The sequence below is a fragment of the Frankia sp. CoWAU3 genome (assembly GCF_977971855.1).
The window spans coordinates 1-5,537 of the sequence record NZ_CDWWXB010000157.1; the positions used below are offsets into that span (position 1 = coordinate 1).

The following is a 5,537-nucleotide window of genomic DNA, read 5'->3' on the forward strand; positions in this document are numbered from 1 at the left end:
GGCGCGGGTATGAACGGACCGGGTCAGAAACCGGGTCCGGGCCGGAACCGGGGCCCAGGACGCCGGGACGGCGGTGGCCCGTCCAGGCCACCGCCCGACCATGGCGTGGACAGGTGGACAGGAGGTACTCCGTGGATCCCGATTTTCCGCTACTCAGCGTCTTCCTCTATATGCTGTGGTTTTTTGCTTTCATCCTGTGGCTGTGGCTGCTGTTTGCGGTGATCATGGATGTGTTCCGCAGCCAGGATCTGTCCGGATGGGCGAAGGCCGCCTGGACGGTCGCGATCCTGGTGCTGCCCTGGCTCGGCGTGATCGCCTACCTGATCGTGCGGGGTGGCAGCATGCACGAGCGCAGCCGCGCCGCGGCGCAGCGCGACGAACAGGCCTGGCGCGCCTACCTCCAGGAGGCCGCCGGGACGACGAGCGACGCCGACGAACTCGGCAAGCTCGCGCACCTGCGCGACCGGGGGATCATCAGCGAGGCCGAGTTCGAGCGGGGCAAGACCAAGATCCTGACCTGATCCGCCGGTGCCGTCCCGTGGGCCCGGCCCACGGGACAGGTCTACGGGACAGGTCGTCCACGGACCGTGTCACCGCCAGCCGGGCAGCCGGGAGGCGGCGGCCCGGTCGGCGAGCCACAGGCTGCGGTCGCGGCCGACGGCTCCCGTCGCCGGGATCGTGATCGGTCCCGCTCCGGAGAACGACGCCGCGACCGCATCGGCCTTCTCCTCCCCGGCGACGATCACCCAGACCTCGTGGGCGGACTGGATGGCCGGCAGGGTCAGCGTGACGCGTTCCGGCGGTGGCTTGGGGCAGTCATGCACGGCCACCACCGGTTCGGTCGCGACGACCGCGGGGGAGTCCGGGAACAGCGAGGCGACATGGCCCTCCGGGCCGAGCCCGAGGAGCACCACGTCGAAGCTCGGCACCGCCGATCCGGCGACGGCACGGGTGGCCAGCAGCGCGGTGTACTCCGCCGCGGCGGACTCCGGATCGGCATAGCCGGAGGCCGAGGCCCGTCCCTCGACGTCACCGCCCGCGGTCGGGGCCGCCAGATGGCCCATCGGGAAGATCCGTTTGGGATCCACCGGGACGTGATCGAGCAGCGCCTCCCGCGCCTGCCGCTCGTTGCGGTCGGGCGAGCCTGCCGTGACGAACCGCTCGTCGCCCCACCAGATGTCGACCTTGCCCCAGTCCACCGCGTCGAGAGCCGGGTTCGATCGCACCGCCCGCAGCAGGGCGATGCCGATGCCACCGCCGGTCAGGACGAGTGAGGCCTCCCCGCGGGCCGTCTGGGCGTCCACCAGCCGGGTGATCAGCCGGGCCGCGGCCGCCCTGGCCAGTACCCCGGCGTCACGATGGAGGACGAGCTCTGGCTCGGCCGTCATGCGCCACCCACCGTCCGTTCGTTGTTCGGGGCACTCGTCATCGGGGCGGTGCCCGGGGCCGCGGTGCCCGACGTCGCGGTGCCCGACGTCACGGCGCCGGCGGCCAACGCGTCCGTGGCGCCCACGGTCCGGTCCATCGGGTCCCGCCAGATGTGCTCTCGGTGCGGCGAGCGTCTGGTCAGGTTCGGCAGGCCGCTCCAGGTACCCAGGGCCTCGGCGTAGACGGCGTCGTCGTCGAGCCGGCGCAGCTCCTCGGCGAGCAGGTCTCCGACGCCCCGGTCGGCCAGAGGCAGTACCCGGTCCGGATAGCCGGTGCGGGAGATCATCGCCGAGCGGGAGTCGGTGCGGGAGACAGCCAGCCGGTCCCCGTCGAGGGCGACGGCGACGGCCGTGATACCGGGCCGGCCGCCCGTCTCGTCGACCGTCACCGGGACGGCGAGCCTGTTCTGGAGCCAGCCGGCGAACAGCTGGGCGCTCGGATCGGCCCGGCCTGCGGTGATGACAGCTGAGTCCGGCCGCTCGCTGACCACCGCATCGAAGGCGGCGGCGAGCAGGGTGCGCCAGGGCGACAGCCTGGTCCAGGACAGGTCCGTGTCGCCGGGGGCGAAGTCCGCGGCCCGCTGGAACAGCGCCGACAGCGGATCCGGGCTGGCGGTGACGTCGGTGACCCGCCGGTCGGCGAACACGCCGAGCGGGTCGTAGGCGATCCGGGCCGGCGGCTCGTCGTGCCACCAGGTGACCACCGGGGCGTCCGGTGCGAGCAGGGGAAGCACGACCGATTCCGCGTGCAGCGCCAACCGGCCGGACATCCGCATCACGACCGCTTCGCCCGGGCCGAGCCGACCGCCGATCGAGACCTCGGCGTCGAGCCGGGGATGCGACACGTCAACCTGCCGGCGGACGACGATCAGTAGCCGGCACGGATGGGCCGAGGCCGCCAGCGTCGCCGCGCCCTCAGCGGCGCTGACGTGCTTTTCGTCAACGACGACGACGAGGGTCAGCGCCAGACCGAAGGCCAGGGCTCCGGCCGCCCGTCGTTCGGCGGCGAGGGCCTTGACCACCTCAGAACCGGTGGTGTCCCACAACGTGGTCACGAGGGGCTCCTAATCCATGGTCATGGCCGCCGCCACCGGCGACCGTCGTGGGCGAGCATCTCGTCGGCGGCTACCGGACCCCAGGTGCCGGCCCGGTAGCGGTGCGGGGTGGTGCCCGCCCAGTGCCGCTCCAGCGGATCGACGATCCGCCAGGACTCCTCGACCTCCGCGTTGTTCGGGAACAGCGTCGCGTCGCCGAGCAGCACGTCGAGGATCAGCCGTTCGTAGGCCTCCGGCAGCGCCTCGGTGAACGCCTCACCGAACAGGACGTCCATCGCGACGTCCCGGACCTCCATCGCCGAGCCGGGGACCTTGGAGCCGAACTTGAGCGTGACCCCCTCGTCGGGCTGCACCCGGATGACCAGCTGGTTGTTGCCGAGCTCGGTGGTGGCGGTCTCGTCGAATGGCAGGTGCGGCGCCTTTTTGAAGAAGATGGCGACCTCGGTGACCCGCCGTGGCAGCCGCTTGCCGGTCCGCAGGTAGAACGGCACCCCGGCCCACCGGCGCGTCTCGATGCCGAGGCGCACCGCCGAGAAGGTCTCCGTCCGCGACTGCGCAGGGATGTCCTGTTCGTCGAGGTAGCCCGGGACCCGCTCCCCGGCGAGCCAGCCCTGCTCGTACTGCCCCCTTACCGCGCAGCGGTTGAGGTCCATGGGCAGCGACACCGCGCGGAGCACCTTCAGCTTCTCGGTGCGGATGGTCTCCGCGCCGAAACTGACCGGCTCCTCCATCGCGGTCAGGGCGAGCAGCTGCAACAGGTGGTTCTGGAGCACGTCCCGGGCGGCGCCCGTCTCGTCGTAGAAGCCGGCCCGGGTGCCGATCCCGACGTCCTCGGCCATGGTGATCTGCACCGAGTCGACGAACTGGGAGTTCCAGATCGGTTCGAACAGAGTGTTGGCGAAGCGCAGCGCGAAGAGGTTCTGGACCGTCTCCTTGCCCAGGTAGTGGTCGATGCGGAACACCCCGGACGGGGTGAAGACGTCGTCAACGAGCGCGTTGAGCTGCCGGGCCGACTCCAGGTCGTGACCGAACGGTTTCTCGACGACGACCCGGCGCCAGCTGCCCGAACCCGCGGCCGAGGAGAGCCCGGTGCGCTGCATCTGCTTGAGCACGACCGGGAAGGCCGACGGCGGGATCGACAGGTAGAACGCCGCGTTGCCACGGATACCGTGGGAGTGCTCCAGGCTCTCCAGCGTGCGGGCGAGCCGGTCGAACGCGGCGTCGTCGTCGAAGGACCCCGGCAGGAACCGCACGGAGCCCGCCAGCCGGTCCCAGACCTCCTCGCGGAAGGGTGTGCGGGCGCCCTTCTCGGCGGCCTGCCGGGCGAACTCGGCGAAGTCCTCGTCGGACCAGTCCCGGCGGGCGAACCCGAGGAGGACGAAACCCGGCGGCAGCAGGCCGCGGTGGGCCAGGTCGTAGACGGCGGGGATCAGCTTCTTGCGGGCCAGGTCGCCGGTAGCGCCGAACACCACCAGGGCGCTCGCGTCCGGCAGGCGCGGCAGTCTGCGGTCACGTGGGTCCCGCAGCGGGTTGGTACTCACCGTGGGCGCCACCCGTTCCCCCTTCGTTCTGCTTGTGGTCTCTCCGAGGTTGTTTCACCAGGGACCGTCGGGTGTCCCTGAACGACGCTGAGACGATCATCACGGCCGTGGCGATGGCCGTGGCGACCGTCACGGCCACGGCCGGCGCCAGGCCTTACGCGGACGAACTGGGTGAGCCCAGGTGCGCCGCGATGGTGTCCAACAGCTGGGTCCACGAGTCCTCGAACTTCTGCACGCCCTGGCTCTCCAGGGTCCCGATCACGTCGTCGAGATCGATTCCGACGGCCGTGAGCTGGGCGAACACCTCATGGGCCTCCTCGTAGCGGGGGCGGATCGTCTCACCCGTCACCGACCCGTGGTCGGCGAACGCCTCCAGGGTCGCCTCCGGCATCGTGTTGACGGTTCCGGGCGCGATCAGCTCGGTGACGTAGATCGTGTCCGGCAGGGACGGGTCCTTGGTGGAGGTTGACGCCCACAGCGGGCGTTGGGGCTTCGCGCCCGCCGCGGCCAGGGCCGCCCAGCGGGGAGTGGCGAACGCCTTCTCGTACCGCTCGAAGGCCAGCCGGGCGTTGGCGACGGCGGCCCGGCCGCGCAGCGCCTTCGCCTCCGGGGTGCCGATCTTCTCCAGCCGCTGATCGACCTCGGTGTCCACCCGGCTGACGAAGAACGACGCGACCGAGGCCAGGTCGGAGATGTCGCGCTCCGCGGCCAGGGCCTTCTCCAGACCGGTCATGAAAGCGTCGATCACGGCGTCGTACCGGTCGAGTCCGAAGATCAGCGTCACGTTCACGCTGATGCCCTGGGCAAGCGTCTCGGTGATCGCCGAGAGGCCGGCCCGGGTGGCGGGAATCTTGATGAACAGGTTGGGCCGGTCGACCAGCCACCACAGGGCACGCGCCTCGGCGAGCGTGCGCTCGGCCTCGTGGGCGAGCCGGGGATCGACCTCCAGGGACACCCGGCCGTCGACGCCGCCGCTGGCGTCGTAGATGCCGCGCAGCACGTCGCAGGCGTCGCGCACGTCGGCGGCCGTGATGGCCCGGACGGCCTCGCCGACGTCCACGCCGCGGATCGCCAGGTCGTGCAGCTGCTCGTCGTACAGGTCGCTCGAACTGATCGCCTTCTGGAAGATGGTCGGGTTGCTCGTCACGCCGACGACGCCGCGGTTCTCGACCAGGTGGGCGAGGTTGCCGGTGCGTAGGCGGTCCCGGCTGATGTCGTCCAGCCAGACCGCCACTCCGGCGGCTGAGAGCTCGGACAGGGGATTGCTCATCGGGCTGACTTCCTCTCCGCGGGCGGTGGCGTCCTCACCATGTCTCCAAGGCCTCCAAGCTGTTCTCGCGCTTCATGGCTGTTCTCGCGCTTCGGATGGGCGCACCCCCTTCAGGGCACTACCCTCTGGGGCCGGCTCCATCCCAGTCTGTTTCCAGTCTGATCCCAGTCTGCGGATCCCCGTGACAGTCTCGGGTGGCGGTTGGGAGAACAACGCGCACGACGAGTGGAATCCCGGTCCCTGC

Annotated in this window: 5 protein-coding genes; 1 reads left to right on the forward strand and 4 read right to left on the reverse strand. The window is 70.9% G+C overall.

The window, feature by feature from the left end; all coding sequences use genetic code 11:
- Nucleotides 1-131 precede the first annotated feature (131 nt).
- Entirely contained in the window at nucleotides 132-521 is a 390-nt protein-coding gene (locus AC08ON_RS13480; RefSeq protein WP_476607820.1) for an SHOCT domain-containing protein, read from the forward strand.
- Nucleotides 522-590: 69 nt separating this feature from the next.
- Here the strand turns inward: AC08ON_RS13480 and pgl are convergent, their stop codons facing one another.
- From pgl to tal, 4 genes are all read right to left on the reverse strand, one after another.
- Complete coding sequence (gene pgl, locus AC08ON_RS13485; protein ID WP_476607821.1) at nucleotides 591-1,388, reverse strand: 6-phosphogluconolactonase; 798 nt, start codon at nucleotides 1,386-1,388, stop codon at nucleotides 591-593.
- Nucleotides 1,385-2,482, reverse strand: a complete 1,098-nt coding sequence (locus AC08ON_RS13490) for a glucose-6-phosphate dehydrogenase assembly protein OpcA (protein WP_476607822.1) — start codon at nucleotides 2,480-2,482, stop codon at nucleotides 1,385-1,387. Before AC08ON_RS13490 ends, pgl begins: the two co-directional genes overlap by 4 nt.
- Nucleotides 2,483-2,502: 20 nt before the next feature.
- Nucleotides 2,503-4,035: a glucose-6-phosphate dehydrogenase gene (zwf, locus tag AC08ON_RS13495; RefSeq protein ID WP_476607823.1), complete on the reverse strand. Its 1,533-nt coding sequence runs from the start codon at nucleotides 4,033-4,035 to the stop codon at nucleotides 2,503-2,505.
- A gap of 142 nt (nucleotides 4,036-4,177) precedes the next feature.
- The gene (tal, locus tag AC08ON_RS13500) at nucleotides 4,178-5,293 is read right to left on the reverse strand and encodes a transaldolase (RefSeq protein WP_476617092.1); all 1,116 of its coding nucleotides are present in this window, start codon (nucleotides 5,291-5,293) and stop codon (nucleotides 4,178-4,180) included.
- Nucleotides 5,294-5,537: the final 244 nt, after the last annotated feature.

Bases quoted from the DNA above. Each gene is read 5' to 3' on its own strand.
- pgl (WP_476607821.1), bottom strand. From the start codon at position 1,388: ATGACGGCCGAGCCAGAGCTCGTCCTCCATCGTGACGCCGGGGTACTG.
- tal (WP_476617092.1), bottom strand. From the start codon at position 5,293: ATGAGCAATCCCCTGTCCGAGCTCTCAGCCGCCGGAGTGGCGGTCTGG.